Source organism: Marvinbryantia sp., assembly GCF_047017445.1.
Classification (GTDB): Bacteria; Bacillota; Clostridia; order Lachnospirales; family Lachnospiraceae; genus Marvinbryantia.
The window spans coordinates 164,328-179,908 of the sequence record NZ_JBKXTT010000008.1 but is presented as its reverse complement, the minus strand read 5'-3'; the positions used below and the strand labels follow the sequence as shown (position 1 = coordinate 179,908).

At 47.5% G+C, this 15,581-nt stretch carries 11 protein-coding genes; all 11 read right to left on the bottom strand.

Going from position 1 to position 15,581, the window contains the following annotated elements; genetic code table 11:
- Nucleotides 1-37 precede the first annotated feature (37 nt).
- The 11 genes from ACLU9Q_RS11440 to ACLU9Q_RS11390 all read right to left on the bottom strand — a co-directional run bounded on the left by ACLU9Q_RS11440 (nucleotide 38) and on the right by ACLU9Q_RS11390 (nucleotide 15,564).
- The gene (locus ACLU9Q_RS11440; protein WP_296908437.1) at nucleotides 38-877 is read right to left on the bottom strand and encodes a carbohydrate ABC transporter permease; all 840 of its coding nucleotides are present in this window, start codon (nucleotides 875-877) and stop codon (nucleotides 38-40) included.
- The gene (locus tag ACLU9Q_RS11435; protein ID WP_296837759.1) at nucleotides 877-1,764 is read right to left on the bottom strand and encodes a carbohydrate ABC transporter permease; all 888 of its coding nucleotides are present in this window, start codon (nucleotides 1,762-1,764) and stop codon (nucleotides 877-879) included. The genes ACLU9Q_RS11440 and ACLU9Q_RS11435 overlap by 1 nt, the downstream gene beginning before the upstream one ends.
- 88 nt (nucleotides 1,765-1,852) lie before the next feature.
- Nucleotides 1,853-3,151 carry an ABC transporter substrate-binding protein gene (locus ACLU9Q_RS11430; RefSeq protein ID WP_296837764.1) on the bottom strand — a complete coding sequence of 433 codons (1,299 nt, stop codon included), beginning with the start codon at nucleotides 3,149-3,151 and terminating at the stop codon, nucleotides 1,853-1,855.
- Between the two features lie 180 nt (nucleotides 3,152-3,331).
- On the bottom strand, nucleotides 3,332-5,167 hold the full coding sequence (locus ACLU9Q_RS11425) for a glycoside hydrolase family 43 protein (RefSeq protein WP_296837767.1): 1,836 nt from the start codon (nucleotides 5,165-5,167) through the stop codon (nucleotides 3,332-3,334).
- Between the two features lie 87 nt (nucleotides 5,168-5,254).
- Nucleotides 5,255-7,393: a hypothetical protein gene (locus ACLU9Q_RS11420; protein WP_296837771.1), complete on the bottom strand. Its 2,139-nt coding sequence runs from the start codon at nucleotides 7,391-7,393 to the stop codon at nucleotides 5,255-5,257.
- Between the two features lie 259 nt (nucleotides 7,394-7,652).
- Nucleotides 7,653-9,245, bottom strand: a complete 1,593-nt coding sequence (locus ACLU9Q_RS11415) for a hypothetical protein (RefSeq protein ID WP_296837774.1) — start codon at nucleotides 9,243-9,245, stop codon at nucleotides 7,653-7,655.
- A gap of 26 nt (nucleotides 9,246-9,271) precedes the next feature.
- The gene (locus tag ACLU9Q_RS11410) at nucleotides 9,272-10,096 is read right to left on the bottom strand and encodes a carbohydrate ABC transporter permease (protein ID WP_157200770.1); all 825 of its coding nucleotides are present in this window, start codon (nucleotides 10,094-10,096) and stop codon (nucleotides 9,272-9,274) included.
- Nucleotides 10,097-10,101: 5 nt separating this feature from the next.
- Entirely contained in the window at nucleotides 10,102-10,722 is a 621-nt protein-coding gene (locus ACLU9Q_RS11405; RefSeq protein ID WP_412625271.1) for a carbohydrate ABC transporter permease, read from the bottom strand.
- A gap of 205 nt (nucleotides 10,723-10,927) precedes the next feature.
- Nucleotides 10,928-12,166, bottom strand: coding sequence for an ABC transporter substrate-binding protein (locus ACLU9Q_RS11400; protein ID WP_412625264.1), 1,239 nt, complete (start codon nucleotides 12,164-12,166; stop codon nucleotides 10,928-10,930).
- 82 nt (nucleotides 12,167-12,248) lie between these two features.
- Entirely contained in the window at nucleotides 12,249-13,799 is a 1,551-nt protein-coding gene (locus tag ACLU9Q_RS11395) for a response regulator transcription factor (protein WP_296837789.1), read from the bottom strand.
- Nucleotides 13,792-15,564 carry a sensor histidine kinase gene (locus ACLU9Q_RS11390; protein WP_296837792.1) on the bottom strand — a complete coding sequence of 591 codons (1,773 nt, stop codon included), beginning with the start codon at nucleotides 15,562-15,564 and terminating at the stop codon, nucleotides 13,792-13,794. The genes ACLU9Q_RS11395 and ACLU9Q_RS11390 overlap by 8 nt, the downstream gene beginning before the upstream one ends.
- Between the last annotated feature and the right edge of the window lie 17 nt (nucleotides 15,565-15,581).

The window sequence follows — 15,581 nt, the reverse complement described above, 5'->3', positions numbered from 1 at the left end:
CCTCTCCTGAAATTATAACATAAACTTCTTTCTCCTGTCAGCCTTTTGCCGCACCCGCTGTGATTCCCTTCACAAAATATTTCTGGAATGCGCAGAAAATACAGAGCGCGGGAACGATGGAAATCACCGTGCCTGCAAATACGATATCCCATCTTGCCGTATACTGTCCAACAAAAGCGGCGATTTCTACCGTGATGGTCTTTGCCTTGCCGCTCGGCAGCACCAGATACGGCATCAGATAATCATTCCAGATATTCAGTCCGTTTAAAATTACCATTGAGCCGGTGCAGGGTCCGAGCAGTGGAAACGTCACCTTCCAGAAGGTCTGAAACGGTGTGCAGCCGTCGATCATCGCCGCCTCCTCGATCTCCAGCGGAATCCCCTTTAAAAAGCTGCAGTACAGCAGACATCCAAACGCGATCGAACCGGAAATATACACAACAACCGGCCCCGCCATATTTCCGAAAAGATGAAAGATCCGCAGTTCCCGGAACAGCGGGAACATATACAGATGAAACGGTATCATCATTCCGGCAAGAAAATAGGTGTACATAAAAGCAGTAACCTTGCTTTTTCTGCGTTCAATCCCGTATGCCGCCATCGGTACAATGCAGACGATCAGCGCCTCGGAAACCACCGTGAGGATCACGGAATGCACGATTGCCGTTGCAAAATCGGACTGCGAAAACAAATCCTTAAAATTCTGTATGTAGAAAGAGGTCGGCAGCGCGGACGGATTTTTCAGGATATCGCCGTTGCTCTTAAACGCGGAAATCAGTGCAAAAAATACCGGGTACAAAAACAAAACCGCCAGGATCACCGCCGCAATCAGAAGTAAAATATCCGTCGCCTTCAGTTTTCTTCTTCCACGTTCCATTACATCTGCACCTCCCTGCTTCTCAAAAACCTCTGCTGCAGCGTATTTAATATGATAATAATGAACAGCAGCATAAGACCTACCGCCGTGCCGAAGCCCTGGCGTCCTTCGTTAAATCCAACCTTGTAGAGCAGATAAACCAGCGTCTCCGACGTAAAGCCCGGTCCTCCGTCCGTCATGACATTAATCTGGTCAAATACCTTCAGCCCGTTTATCAGCGATAACGTAAAGTTAATCGTAAACGCGCCGGAGATCATCGGAACCGTAATGGATTTAAAGCGCTGCCATGCGCTCGCCCCATCAATTTCGGCCGCTTCGATCAGATCTGTGGAAACGCTCTGCAGGGATGCCAGATAAATGATCATATAGTAACCGGCGCCCTTCCACACCAGCACCACTCCGATCATGATCAATGTGAGACTTGTATTTCCCAGCCAGTCCTGCCTGAACTGTCCCAGTCCGATGCTGTTTAAGATGGAGTTGATGCTTCCAAAATTATAGTTGTACATGATCTTCCAGATAAAACCGGAAACAATGCCGCTGATCAGCACCGGGATGTAAAATGCACTCCGAAAGAAATTTTTTCCCCAGCGGATGTGGTCAACCATCAGCGCCAGCACCAGCGCAAAAAAGTTTTCAAACAATGATATAAAAACTGTTAAAATAACCGTATTTTTCAAGGCATTTCCAAAGCGTGCGCTGGTGAATATTTCCTTATAGTTTGCCAGACCGATAAACTTTACATTGGGGTTAATTCCGTCCCAGGAGGTAAAGCTGTAATATACACTGGATATCGTCGGGACGATCAGAAACAGCGTGAAGAAAATAAATGCCGGCGCAATGAACATGAACGCAACCTTATCAAATCCTTTTTTCTTTATATTCATAATCTTCTTCCCTTTTTTATTACTGCCCGGTCATGAATTCATGCCGGGCAGTTTTTTATGTTGCTTTTATGCAGTTACGCTCTTATCTTTACTCAATACCCACACCTGTCAGCGGGTTAAAGCTCTGCATACCAACCTGCCAGGTTTTGTTCAGCTCCTCGCATGCAGAATCAATATCTCTGGTACCCTGGAGCACCTCGATCGCTGTCTTGTAGGTGAAGTTACGGAAATCAGGCGGGAGCTCATTGTTGCCCACGCGTCCGTTCCACATCGGTGCCAGGTCGTCTGCGGTATTTGTCGCGTCGATAACTTCCTGGAGAACATCAATGACATCCAGATCCGGCTGTTCCACGGTTGCCGGAATCGCGCTCAGCGTCTCACAGTATACTTTATAATTCTCCGGCTGATAGAAGAATCTGAGGAATTCCTCCGCTGCTGCTTTCTTGTTCGGATCTTCTGCCGCCTCAGCGGAAATTGCCAGACCGCCGACTCCGCCTCCGCCAACCAGACGGATCTTCCCATCCGGACTCGGCACTGCAAACCATCCCATCTCAAATTCCGGGTTCGCCGACGCGATCTGTGAGAACATATGGGTTCCGGAGTACATCATTGCCGCCATATCGTTTACCAGGAAGGTCGTGATCTGCGCGTCCGGCGTGGAAACCCAGCCGTCCTGTGCGTAGCTCATGATCGTCTGAAGCTCTTCCAGTGCCGCCTTAAAGGTCGGATCGCTGAAATCCTTCGTGCCCTCGTAGCAGTGCTCGATGAAATCCGGGTCCTGGCTGAGCACCTGGTCGTTATATACCTTGTGGAACCAGAAGCCCATGTGCCAGATGTCCTGTCCGCCAACTACCAGCGGCGCCATATCGCCTTTTTCCTTAATTGCCTCGCAGAGTGCGATGAATTCGTCGTAAGTCGTCGGTTCCGTAAAGCCGTTTTCGTCAAAATATTTCTTATTGTAAATGATTCCGTTCGTGTTTTCGCCTGCCAGCGGCACCGCATAAACGCTTCCGTCGAAATCAGTCGTGGTCTTAAACAGGCTTACAATATCCTCCGGCAGCGCTTCCAGCTTGCCTGCACGCACATAAAGCGCGGTATCTCTCATCTCCATAACATCCGGGAACTCGCCAACGCTGTCCTTTGTCTTGATAAACTCGCTGTAAGCTCCGCCGTTGCCCGGTTCAATAGTAACTGTGATATCCGGGTATGCTTCGTTGAAACGGTTCACGATCTCGTTCATGGAAGACTTTGCGCCCTCATCTCCGTCTGCAAAAATAAATGTCAGCTCTGTCGGCTCCGTCACGATAGACTCTGCATTTACGCTCATTCCTGCCAGCATGGATGCCGCAATCGCAGCCGTGCCAAGCATTGCTAATCTCTTCTTCATTAATAAATCCTCCCTTTATGTTTTTTCTGATTCCGGTTGGCCTTCCGTTTTCTGTGATATCAATATAGCAAATTTTTTTGTGCAAAAAAACCGGATTTTTTTAGCACAAGCTTCGGATTTTTAAGATTTTACATAACTATTTGGCACCTTCGCTTCAACTTGTTCTGGGCAGCTGCGATTTTACACATTTTTTTCTTCCGTACTGTATATAAAGAAATCAAAATCCGCATATTGTCCGGCGCCCGTCAGATCCTGGCAACATATTCCAAGCATACTGCCGGTAAACCATCCCTGGCTGCATGCCTCGTCCGACATGTAGCTGCAGTCGTCCTCCGGTCCGATTTTCTGATAATCCTCTATGCCTGCTGCATAATAAAACTGAATCCTGTCATAATGGATTTCAGCTTTTAAAAAAACAGGCACATCCTCCGGCAGCGGCACCGGTTCTACCGGATAGGTGTAAACTTTATTTTCTGCGCGCAGCAATGTGATGCATTTCCCGCAGTCCTCATCCCTGCTGATATGCAGGTACATATAATTTTCTGTATCGTACATGCAGATCAAGCCTGCCATCTGCTTAAAATTCTGCGGCTCAAACTCCACCTTACAGGAGCAGGAGCAGACAAATTCCGTCCGCCTCCTGGCGATCAGACTCTGACGGAACAACGACGCCAGTCCTTCGCGTCCGTACATACGCAGCCAGCCCGGACGCGCTGTCAGGGATACATATTCCTCTGTCATTGGAATGCGAAGAGATTGAAATTCCGGGCTGATATCCGCGCCGTCAAAATCCTCCCGCTCGCAGTAAATTTCCGCTGTAATGCCTGTCTCCCGCTCCGGGCACTTCCCGGCAGCTGGTATTTTTTCTGCTGCATCCACGGCTCCCGGCTCCGAAGCTTGCTCAACCGGCTTGTTTTCCGCCGTGTCCGCTGCCTCCTGCTCCGGGGTTGCCTGCACAGCTGAATTGTTTTCCGCAGTGTCCGTTATCCTTGGCTGAAACTTCGTCCGGACAGCTTCCGCTCCGGCTATCTCCGTCACCAAATCCGGCAGGACGCTTTCGCTGTCTATCTCCAGCCAGCCGTCCTCCGTCCAGTGTACCTTCTGGATCGCCGTCTCCCGTCCAAGCGGATATCTGCGCACTCCGGGAAATTTTTTCGCATCCGCCGGATTTCTGTTTTCCAGCGCGCGGCTGCAAAGATACACAGCATACCATTGCCCGTCCGGCGTCTCCACAAAATCCGCGTGCCCCGCTTTCTGAAGCGGATACTCCGGGCTGTGCCGCGTCGTCATGATCGACCACGCCTCTCCCTCGCGTGTGCGGACGCACTTTGGGCTTTTATACATCTCATAGGGTCCCCAGATACTTCGGGAGCGCAGAATACTCTGTCCGTGCCCCTCTCCCGTTCCAGTATCCGCCGCCACCAGATAATACCAGCCGTCATGTTTTAATATGTGCGGTCCCTCCAGAAAAATATCGGAAGCAGCATAGATCTCCCGGATTTCTCCCACCAGCGTTTTTCTCACCGGGTCGTATTCCTGCAGGACGATCCGCCCGGCATATTTTTTCGGAACCCGATGGTCCGTCACCATGCTGACCATGTATTTCTTTCCATCCGTATCATGGAACAGCGAAGGGTCAAATCCCATATTGTGCAGCGGCACCGGCTCCGACCACGGTCCCATGATATTCTCCGCCGTAATCAGATAATTTCTCGTATCATACATATTGCAGTAAAAAGAATTCACCACCGTATACGCCAGATAGAAAATGCCCTTATCATACGTAAGACAGGGGGCCCAGATTCCCTGCGACGGTCCGATTCCCTGCAGATTTACCAGTCCGGCGTCCTGCAGCGCATAGGTACAGATTTCCCAGTGGACAAGATCCCTGGAATGGTTGATCTGTATCCCCGGCCACCATTCAAAGGTAGAGGTGGCAATATAATAATCCACCCCGACCCTTATAATTGAAGGGTCCGGGTGAAAGCCTCTCAGTATCGGATTTTTAGCCTGCATGATTATTTTCTCCTTCCCGCTGCATCTGCCGCCGCCAGAAATGCTTCCACCGTATACATATTGGCTCTCCATATTCCTTCTGTCCTTTCATTGTGAATTATGCTTTGGCATCTCAATTTCATGGTTATCAGATTTTACAAACACAGCCGAATGGGGAAGAAGAAGCGTTTCATTCACCGGATACTGGTATTGTTTTTCCCCCTCCTGCTCCACGTAAAATGGGTAAGATGTATGGTTGATGATAATCTGCCCATTTGCGAAATACGCCCGTTCTATATTCTTCTGCAGCTTTGTTTCCATCCCTGCCGTATCCTTTAGAATATCTGCAAGAATATTTCCCTTCATCATCTCCAGAGGATACAGCTCATTATTCTTCTGTTCCACCGGAACATGAGGGATGAACTTTGTGTTGTAAGCATATCCATAGCTAAAGCCAAATGCATACTGATAACCATTCTCTGTCTGATACTGTGTAACGCAGGATGCCCCATCAGACAGATATGCCGCAACGCATTTCCCGCCGGAATAAGTGCAGAAATTTCTGCTCTTTACCATGCCTGCCTCCTGATAACGAATTGCGTCCGGCTGATGCCTGTATGCTTCCACGCCAAAGCAATTCTTTGCCAGCGCACTGTCCGGACCATAGAGTACAATACCCCCATGCTCACACCATGCCCGAAGCGTCTCTTCAAACTCCGGATCCGGATTCATCTCATAGCAGTCATTGTCCGGAATAATCAATACCCGATAACTGTCGAGAAAATGTTCTTTACACAAGTTTTTGCTGTCTGTCACATCTGCTTCTGCTCCCAGATCCCGGCACGCCTTGTACCATCCCAGCAGATCCAGCCGCCGCTCCTTGTTTCCCTCCGTGCGCATTGTTTCATAAGCCGCCATTGCAGAAGGAAACAAAATCGCGACATTCGATTTCTTTTTTGCTCCAAGCTGCGGGATTACTTCTTTCGCCCATTCATTCGCGCGCCCCAGGGAATCATTGAAGTACCCTTCCATCCGATGAAGCAATCCGCCGTCATCCAAACCGCACATGCCGTAAGAAGTATAGCCTGACGCACCGCTTGCCACGATGGAGGCTACAATCTCACATGGAGTCAGCACTGTATAGATATCATTGTACAGATACCTCCCCCAGTAAATTCCGCCTATAAATTCTCTTCCACTGTTCATGCTGCGCATCATGCTGTGATGACAGGAAGTTACATAAGCTTCCGGATCTCCGTCAGGCGTTACCGGAACAGAAAGAAAATGTGCACAATCCACATATTCCGCAAGACGATAGATATCGATTCCTCTTGCCGCCGTATCCCAGAGATCAGCAAATCCTACACCTGCCAGCATGGATCCATCCACATTCAGAAAATACCCCCACTGTGCCATATCCGGACACAGATAAAGAGACTCATCAATCCTGTGCAGCCGCTCCTTCATATCCTGAAAATAAAGACACAGCTCTTCGCACTGCCATTTCCGGTTATCCATCAGCATCCTTGCCTTCGGAGTCTGATTCCTTACATCCTCTTCTGAAAATGTAAGACAATCCGGATATCTGCACTCGAACCAGTAATCTTCCTTCTCCAATGTATCAAAGCTTGTCTTTTCCACACCATAAGCCCGGTTAAAAAGTCCGATATCCCCCTGATACTCATTTTCAAGCCAATGAAGGTAACGCTTTCTTCCTTCTTCGTCAAAGCTTGGAGCTACAATTGGATCCCACATACTGCAGATTGGTTTTCTCTCTCTTCCGTTTACCGTAACTGCCACATAATTCTCCCCATAGGATTCCAACACTCTTGCCACATGTTCCTCCATAGAAGCTTTCGCTTTATCAGACCAGTAACGGTACCATTTTCCATCGTTTCCATCTTTATCGATGACCGATTCGCCGTAAATCGGAGGACTGAACCGGATGTTGGGATAGAGATTATCTCCGTTGAGATAAAGCGCCAGAAATTCATGGGACATTCCCATATTCTTCAGTTCCCGCTGCATATACTCATGCATGGCGACAAACTGACTTGCTTCCTTTCCTTCATAGCGTTCTTTAAAGTCTTCCCATGCCTTTGTGTCCAGCATGACACTGTTGAATCCCAAATTCTTCAAGAGCGCAATATTTTCTTTCACAAATTTTTTGTCATCATATGCCGGACGGTAAAAATTGCCAAACCAGATATTGATGTACGGTTCTCCTGTTTTTTTGTCTATTATCATACTTTACTCCAAATCCTCCCTGCCATTATTGCTGTTCACTCTGCTCACAGTAACCTGTCATTTACAGTCTCCGTACATATGGAGCCCGTCGTAACAGGACCGCCTGTCCGAACTGTTACTGCCCGCCGTGTCTTTGAAACACCTGGCTCTCTGTGTTTTTCAAATCATACCGTATATTTCTCTTTTACAAAATGTGGAATTTAAAGCAAAAACTGCAGTTTTTTTAGAAACTGCAGTTTTCGAGATGCCGCTTTATCGCTTATGTATGTGAAATGCAGATCCGGTTTTCTCCCTCTTTGATCCTGCAATACCTGATTTTCTCCTCCAGGAGAAGCGGCACGGATCCGTATTCTTTCCCGCTGATAATAATCACTTCATTTTCCGACTGTTTTACCTCTTTGATACCGGAATAGTCTTCCTGCGGCCATTCGCCCTCCTCCGCAAACGGATATTCTTTCCGGTAATCGTATACCCGGTACGGAAATACCTTCGGCTTTCCGTCCTCCCCGCATTCATAAATTGCCTGAATCTTTTCATCATAATATGCCCGGATCGGCCGATACCTGCCCCAGTCCTTTGGTTGTTTAATTTTTCCGCACACCTCATAGGATTCATCCTCAAAAACCACATGGGACGGGTCTTCCAGAATATCCTCCATTGCGATCATCTGCGAGGGATGCTTTCCTTTTCCATATTTCAGATCCAGCCACATCGTAATTTCCTGCATCGTTGCCAGGGTAACTTCCTCATCCGGAAGTACAGAATCCAGGAACTGCTCATAATATTCGTTGCACTGTATGTGATGTGTATCATGGTCCTCCTGATGCACCAGAAATACAAAGTATTCGTTGTGCTCCATATTTTTCTTATATTCTTCCAGCATCCGTTTATAGTATTCTTTTTCCGTCTGCAGAATGTTATGAAAAAAGATATCGTCTGCATCCGTGCTGAATACAGCCGCTCCGCTTATCCCCTCCGGGCAGTGCACCGTATTCAGGATATCGCGGACGGTCCACTGGTATCCCCATATTTCACTGTCCGGGTCCGGTCTTCTGAAATTTTCCGTATCCATTTTGTATACGTCCCAGGGACAGCCTCTGTGATACATGCTGGTGTCGCAGGTTCCGTGGTCATACCCCAGCCCCCATAATCCCCGGATCCCATATTTTTCACAGCTTTTCACAAAATGACTTCCGACGCTTCCGACCCACTGATCAATTCCGGCGATCTGCGTGTAATAGGGGAAGTGATGTTCGGTCATCGCCTTCATTTTTCCGAAAAACTCATCCGTCTCCTCCTGTGTATGCCTGGTATTGTAATTGTCCGTATTTTTAAAAAAGTTTGATGTAGGCATAATGCCATAATCATCACCAAATGCCTCATGCCAGCGAATCATCTGCTCTTTTTTAAAGAAACCTGTAACAGGGTCAATCAGCCACGTCACCGGAATATCATGCCTGCGGTATACTGGCAGAAGCTCCTTTGCCGCTTTGTCAAACCCGTTTCCGGCAGCATCATGTTTTTTCGTAATATCCGAATCCTCGTATGCAGAAGGATCATACCCATAATGAAAATTGCTGCTGATTACCATACAGAGAAAAAATTCCTTCTCTCCAAAAACCACACACGGAATCCGGTACTGTTTTTCTCTTATCCGCACAGCCGCAATTCCTCTGCCCTTCCCCACGCACATTGCGCTCATGCGGATTCCGTGCGCGCAGGCTTCCACCGTAATGTCACTCAGTAATTTTGACGCGGAAAACTGTATTTCTTCCGGCCGGAGGTCGTCTCCGTAAAAATACCATTCATTTCTTTTTCCAATAATTCCTACAATTTTGGGTGTCAGCTTCATTTCAATCTCCTCTCTCAAATCTGTATTTACGATTTTACCGCCCCGGACGCCAGTCCGTTTACAATATCCTTTTGCATCAGGATATAGAAAATAATCATCGGCAGACTGATAATTATTACCGCCGCCGTTACATACTCCCACTGTGTATTATACTGACCGGAAAAATACATCAGTCCCGCCGGCATCGTTTTGGAATCCTTTGTAGTGAGGACAATAATCGGGAGCAGCAAATCATTCCATATATTAATCGCATTAATAATGATCAATGTACTCATGACTGGTTTAATCAGCGGTCTGACAATCTGAAACATCATGCGGACCGTCCCGCACCCGTCAATACTCGCGGCCTCTTCAATCTCAACCGGCAGCCCCTTTATAAAATTCGAAATCAACAGTACCCCCATCGGAATAGAAAAGGCGGTATACACAAAAATCAGCCCCAGCGGGTTATTCACCAGTCCCAGCCTCGTAATCATTCCGAACAGCGGAATAATCGCCATCTGTATCGGAAACATAATTCCGCTGAGCAGAAGCATAAACAGGGCGCCTTTTCCGGCAAATTTCATTCTTGCAAACGGATACGCTGTAATGATGTTCAGAAAGTAAATTGCCACCAGACTTCCCCCGGTCACAATAATACTGTTAATAAGGGAACGTCCAAAGTTTCCTTTTACCCAGGCAGTCACGTAATTGCCAAGGTAAAGACTCTCCGGCATGGATAATCCGGATGTGCGTATTTCCGCAGAGGTCTTGAAAGAATTCATCAAAACCATAAACACAGGATACATATACAGCAGCGCCAGCACCGTAATCAGACTATAGCCGCATATGCTCAGAGCTTTTTTCCGCATATTTTTCATGCCTCCTTTTCACGCGTAACTTTCAGCTGAATCAGTGAAACAATCAGTACCAGCACAAACAGAATCGTCGATTCCGCCGATGCATATCCATAATAATGGGCTGAACCTCCGAATGCCTCATTAAAAATACGCACGGTCATCAGCTCAGAGCTGTTAAACGGTCCTCCCTTTGTCATAACGTAGGTCAGGTCAAAGGCCTTGATGCAGCCGATCGTCGTCAGCAATATTACAACGGAAATCGTCGGCTTCAGCAGCGGCAGCGTAATGTAACGTATCTGCTGCCATGTAGTCGCACCGTCGATCCTGGCGCTCTCGTACACATCCGCCGGAATAGACTGCAGCCCCGCCAGGAGAATGATCATATTATTTCCCTGCCCTTTCCAGATATCTACAAAAATCACCGCATACAGCGCCAGCTTATAATTTCCCAGGAAATCCACCACCGGAAGTCCCAGCAGCTTTGAAATACCGCTGAAAATTCCATTTGTCGGATCAAACATAAAGCTCCAGGTATATCCGATCGCAACTGTGCTCATCACGACAGGAATAAAAAAGCAGGCCCGGTAAAAATTTTTAAACCGTATTTTATTCAGGACAAGCGCAAGCGAAACCGAAATAAAAAGGCCAATGGTATTGTAACAGAGAACCAGCTTTATATTATTGACAATGGAAGCCCAGAATTTTTTATCATTGGTAAATATATTAATGTGGCAAGATAAGCAAATAGGGTTCCAGCTGCTTTTTTCGGTTTTTTTGCTTCATATTTTCTCCTTTCTGGCAGAAAAAGAGCCGGGAGTTTTCCCCCAGCCCCCATAAATCAGCCTATTTTGTTAAAGAATCCTGCAGCATCTGGTCCATCTCCGCTACGACCTCATCCGAAGTCTTCACTCCCGCAAACACAGCCGCCAGCCCATCAGTAGCCGCATCCCGGGCAGCCCCCGGATGAAGATTCGTATTCATCGGCGTGATACATTCTCCAATCTGCTTTGCCGCTCCGGAATCGCCTCCTGTAACGCCCTCAACCGTAGTGCCGATCACTGCCGCTTTTTCCACATACACACTGTAATTTTCCGGCGTGAAGAAGAAATTGATAAAATCAATTGCCTGATCCACATGTTCCCCCTGCTTATATGCCGCCATACTGAATGTATATCCGCCCTGCGCACAGATATCCTCCTGCGGCTCTTCATTATAAGGCTGCTTACAGAACCCATATGTAAAATCCGGATCTGCCGCCTCTACTTCCGTAAGGAAAAAGCTTCCGTTCGGGCAGAACAGGGCTTCCTGGTTGTACCAGAGCTGCACGGCGCTGTCCTGTGATGTCCCAAGCACATTTTCCGGGTAATAACCTGCGTCATAGTATTCTTTCGCCGTATCAAATGCCCATCTGACCTCCTCTACATCAGAAAGCGTTGCTTCCCCAATCTGGAACCTGTCAAACAGCGTCGGGTCCGCCTCTCCTGCCTTGCCCCACAGCGTCCAGAGCGTCATCCACGCCGTCCATCCATCCTGCAGACCATTTGCAATCGGCACATATCCGGCCTCCTTGGCAGTTTCGCAGCAGTTTCTGAATTCGCCGATAGTAGTCGGGACCTCCAGGCCAAGCTTCTCCAGCATATCTGCATTGTACCACAGTCCCCAGCAATCAGCTGCCACCGGGATTCCCTGAATCTCTCCTTCATACGCAGATACCTGGTCAAGTCCCTCCTTGAGATATCCTACCGCCGGCTGACCGGTCAGATCCGCCACATAGTCTCCGGAAGCATAATTCTTTTTATTGTCCTCCTGATAACGGATGGACATCAGATCCGCCGCTTCACCGGAAGCCATTCTCGCCATATAGACTGTATCATACTGATCCGATTCCAGAAGCTCGATTTCGATCTTTACATTTGGATTCGCCTCTTCATACAGATCCGCCACTGCCCGGAGGCCGTCTTCATTATTGTCCAGCCATCCCATATAAGTCAGTGTAATTTCCTCTTCTGCAAAAGCAGTTCCTCCTGCGCACATTGCCGCTAATGCAGATACTGCAAACAACCGTTTTCCCCATTTTTTCATGTCCATGCTTCTCCTTTCGTGTGCACTGCACTTTTTTTGATGGTGTTATTATAAACTTTCCCGTGCATGCAAAAAAGCGCTCCTATTCCCGAAAAGGTGCCTGTTTTCCATTTCCCACCTGATTCCGATACTCACCCGGAGTAACTCCCACTTCCTTTTTAAATACCCTGATAAACTGTTTCGGACTTGCATATCCGGTCAGTTCCGCTACTTCATATATTTTCAGATCAAACTGCATCAGATATTTTTTTGCATGCTCCATGCGCACGTACAGAAGATAACTGGTATAATTTTCTCCTGTTTCCCGTTTGAACAAATCGCTGAGATATTTGGGGCTTAAATAAACCTGATCCGCCAGCGCATTTAAATTAATATTTTCCGCATAATGCTCCTGAATATATCTTTTGATTTCCTGAACGATCCGCGAGGAGCCTGTCTCACCGGTTCTTTGATCCTCCCTTGTCAGTTCCTGCAATATAACCTTTACTTTTTCCAGAAGCTCTTCGCTGCTGCTGCAGTCATTTACACTGAAAATCTGTTCATTCAGGATGTCGTCAAGAACCGGCGGTAAAAAACCGTCCGTCCTCATCTGGGCAATCGCCAGACGAAGCAGTCCTTGGAAATACCGCGCTACATCCTGCGGGATAATCATATTCCGGGCACACCATGTCATCTGACCGCGCAGCTTTTCTTCCGCTTCTTCCGCTTTTCTCTGTTCAAGCAGAGCGCACAGCTCAGATTCCACGTGATTCTGAAGTAAATCAATGGTAAACGGAACCATTTCCTCTCCGCTCCATCTTTGTATCTGCTGCTTCTTCGTTCTGTAAAAGCTCATTCCCTGGCACTGCTTTGCCTGCCTAAAAAGCCCGGACAGACTGTCCGTATCCGACACAGTGTCGCTGACATAAAGGCAGCTTCCCTCTATCCCCAGCTCCTTCATCTGCTCCAGAAGAAAATGATTTATAAAATGAATATCCGATACCTTCTCCGTCTGCAGCAGAATACATATTTCATTGCCATCTGCTGTCACAAAACCCGTCTGATTTTTTTCCAGCCAGCCCTCTGCTGCCCGGATTCCCTGCTGCCGTATTTCGCTTCCGCATATCGCCGGGAGCTGGAGTAACACTACTGTGAAAAAACAGCTTTCTTTCAGACTCTGCCGCAGCACTCCCTCTTCTCCCCTGTTATTCCGGTAAAAAAACTGATAAAGAGCGTCTCTGATTCTTTCCGCATTTTTCCTTGAAAGGCTCTGCCTTTTTTCCTGAAACAGCGCCGCCATTTTCTCCAGCACAGAATAAATTTCTCTGCTGTTTACCGGTTTCAATATATAATCAGAAACTCCCAGCCGCAGTGCCTCCTGCGCATACTCAAATTCTCCGTATCCGCTCAGTACCACATATTTCGTATCTGGCAGCTTATCCAGCAGCCGTTCGATCATTTCCAGCCCTGTTCCGTCCGGCATACGAATATCTGTGATAATGACATCCGGCCGGCACGCAAGCGCCGTATTTACCGCCTCCTCCAGGCTTTTTGCTTCTCCCGCTACCACATAATCCTGTGCCCGTCTCTTAATGATACTCTTTATCCCTTTTAATATAATGGGTTCATCATCCACAACCATAATTCTAAGCATGACTTTCCTCCCGGCTGCACGGCAGCAGCAGTCGAACCTCCGTCCCTTTTCCCGGTTTGCTTGTTATTTTTAATCCGTATTTTTCTCCATACCTCAGCTTTATCCGCTGATGCACATTTTTCAGACCGATACTCTGCCCGGGCCGTTCCGTCTCCTCTCCCTGCTCCAGATTTTTTATAACGCCCGCCAGCGTTTCCGGATCCATCCCTTGCCCATCATCCGCGATAAGAATTTCCATATCAGAATTTTCCTCCCGCACTCTGATTCGAAGATGGATTCCGCTCCCGGCTCCTCCTGTGCCATGTAAGATAGCGTTCTCGACAACCGGCTGGATGCTCAGCTTTACGATCCGGTTATCTGCCAACTTCTCCGGACAATCCACACTCAGAGATATACAATGGTCATACCGGACATTCTGGATCTGTACATAATTCTCTACACAGGCCAGCTCCTCGCTCAGGCGTACCATTGCATCTCTGGTCGTAAGTGTAAACCGCATAAACTTGCCCAGATCCGTCACCATCTCCGCCACATCCGTATCGTCGTTAATTTCCGCCATCATCGTAATGCTCTCCAGCGTATTATACAGAAAATGCGGATTAATCTGGTTCTGCAGTGCCTGAAGATTTGCGTCTCTTTCCTGGAGCTTCAGCTTATATTCCCTTGTGATCAAATCGTCGATCGCATCCAGCATAGAGTTAAAGCAGTCTGTCAGCTCTCCTACCTCATCCCTGCCTCCGGCTTCTTTTACCTTCGCCTTAAAGTTTCCATGCTTTACCTGCATCATTGCGTCGCGAAGATGCACCAGCGAAGCTGTCAGCTGCCGTGAAGCCACTACCGTTGCTGCCAGAACTGCCGCACTGACCAGAATCAGGATAAGCGTCGTCAGCCTGGCCATCTGATTCATCCCCGACATGACTACCTCTTCCTTCTGAAATATCCAGGTCACCAGGTCATTGTCACTTTTTGCAGATACACTGAGCAGGTAACGATCCCCATCAATTATTACGCTTCCTTCGCTGTCATCCTTGCCGGTCTCAGAAAAATACTCTGAAAAAGCTTCCAACTGCTCTTCCGGTATCGTTCCGTTCAGCATGGAGCCATCCTGCAGTGTAACCGCAATATACGCATCTGAGACGTCACTGTTTTTTTCTGTCATTTCCATAATCAGCCCGCTGTCCATTTCCAGAATTGCATAGCCGATCGGTGTATTTGTATTTACTTCTTTAATTACCCGCACATAGCTGAAAACATTTTTGCGGGTACGGTTCACATAGCTCTGGGGATGCGTGGGAATTATCAGAAATTCCTCATCCATAGATGCAATATAGCTTTTGAAGTAATCCGTATCGCGATAATATCCTCCGTTGCTCTTATTATAAACCACATTTCCATCCAGGTCTGTAATAAACACCGACTGGATTTCCTGATCCTGAATCAGCATATTAAACAGAAAATCATTCATAATATCATTGTTTTCCCTGGTCATTACACTCCGGTCTCCATGTATGGATATATCATAAAGGATTTCCTGTATCTGATTGTTGTAATATGGATACAGTGAAATTCGTTTTACGGCAGTCAGATATGTATCAAGGTTCGTTTCAATCTGGTCGCTGACCATATCATATACCCGTACTGTGCTTTCCTCCAGGTTTTGCTGATACCACTTGAACACTACCAGGTTTACGCCTAGCAGAGGAATAATGACACAGACACAAAATACTGCTGCTATCTTTACTCTCAGAGAATGAAAATTTTTCACGGCCGGATCCCCTCCCA

Coding starts and splice junctions, on each gene's coding strand:
- ACLU9Q_RS11420 (WP_296837771.1), bottom strand. CDS start 7,393: ATGATAATAGACAAAAAAACAGGAGAACCGTACATCAATATCTGGTTT.
- ACLU9Q_RS11410 (WP_157200770.1), bottom strand. CDS start 10,096: ATGCGGAAAAAAGCTCTGAGCATATGCGGCTATAGTCTGATTACGGTG.
- ACLU9Q_RS11435 (WP_296837759.1), bottom strand. CDS start 1,764: ATGAATATAAAGAAAAAAGGATTTGATAAGGTTGCGTTCATGTTCATT.
- ACLU9Q_RS11415 (WP_296837774.1), bottom strand. CDS start 9,245: ATGAAGCTGACACCCAAAATTGTAGGAATTATTGGAAAAAGAAATGAA.
- ACLU9Q_RS11395 (WP_296837789.1), bottom strand. CDS start 13,799: ATGCTTAGAATTATGGTTGTGGATGATGAACCCATTATATTAAAAGGG.
- ACLU9Q_RS11430 (WP_296837764.1), bottom strand. CDS start 3,151: ATGAAGAAGAGATTAGCAATGCTTGGCACGGCTGCGATTGCGGCATCC.
- ACLU9Q_RS11440 (WP_296908437.1), bottom strand. CDS start 877: ATGGAACGTGGAAGAAGAAAACTGAAGGCGACGGATATTTTACTTCTG.
- ACLU9Q_RS11400 (WP_412625264.1), bottom strand. CDS start 12,166: ATGAAAAAATGGGGAAAACGGTTGTTTGCAGTATCTGCATTAGCGGCA.
- ACLU9Q_RS11425 (WP_296837767.1), bottom strand. CDS start 5,167: ATGCAGGCTAAAAATCCGATACTGAGAGGCTTTCACCCGGACCCTTCA.